The sequence below is a fragment of the Oleiphilus sp. HI0125 genome, from assembly GCF_001635355.1.
Genome location: NZ_LWGF01000153.1, coordinates 1 through 869, shown reverse-complemented (window position 1 = coordinate 869; position 869 = coordinate 1). Strand labels below are relative to the sequence as shown.

Genomic DNA, 869 nt, shown 5'->3' with positions numbered 1-869 from the left:
GCACAGTTGATGCGGGTGCCTGGTCATGCGGGCTGGTTGCAGGTTTAATTAATGATATTCCGACCTGTGAAGAGCTTATCTCAGGAATTATGGCGGATGCCGAAGCCATGATTTCCGAGCGTCTATCTAAGCTGCTTTAACGTAATTGTCTTGTCCTGAAATAAGTCGACACTTATTTCTCTTAAAACGCCTGATGAACTTCATCGGGCGTTTTGTATTTTAAGGCTGTGCGTGGTTTGACATAACTTTGAGCATTGCTCAATGCCTCGCCCGGGATGTTCGCGTTGTATTCATCAATGTTTCGTTTGCCATTACCTTTTAATCCACTCGCTGTTAAGCTCTGTATAAAGTGTGTATTGATTAATACGAACTTGTTGTATGTATGTAGTCTTAATTCTGATTGTGGTTGCGATCGTGCTAGGTCCTAGTCTTTGGGTGAAGCGTGTATTGGCGAAGCATGGTAAAGACATTCCAACTATGCCTGGTACTGGTGGAGAGTTGGCTGATCACCTTATTAAGCGTTTTGAATTGGGTGACGTAAACGTTGAGCAAACTGAACTCGGTGATCATTACGATGATAACGACAAGATGGTTCGCCTTACTGCACCGCACTTTCAAGGGAAGTCATTGTCCGCGATTGCAGTCGCTGCGCACGAAGTAGGGCACGCCATTCAGTTTCACCGAAATGAACCGATTGCTCGACTACGAAAGCGCTTAACCCCTGCGGCAATAACAGTTGAGCGCGTTGCTATATTTATTTTGATGGCGGCACCTGCCGTCGCTGCGGTGTTGAAGGTGCCGCAAAGTGTCTTGTTGATAGCGGCCGTTGGCGTCATCGCGATGCTCTCTTCTGTTTTCATTCAGTTATT

Annotated in this window: 1 protein-coding gene; it reads left to right on the top strand. The window is 46.1% G+C overall.

All coding sequences use genetic code 11. The annotated features are described in order from the left end of the window. Nucleotides 1–378: 378 nt before the first annotated feature. Nucleotides 379–869: zinc metallopeptidase (locus A3762_RS02580; protein ID WP_068753968.1), on the top strand; the 491-nt coding region annotated here is incomplete at its 3' end.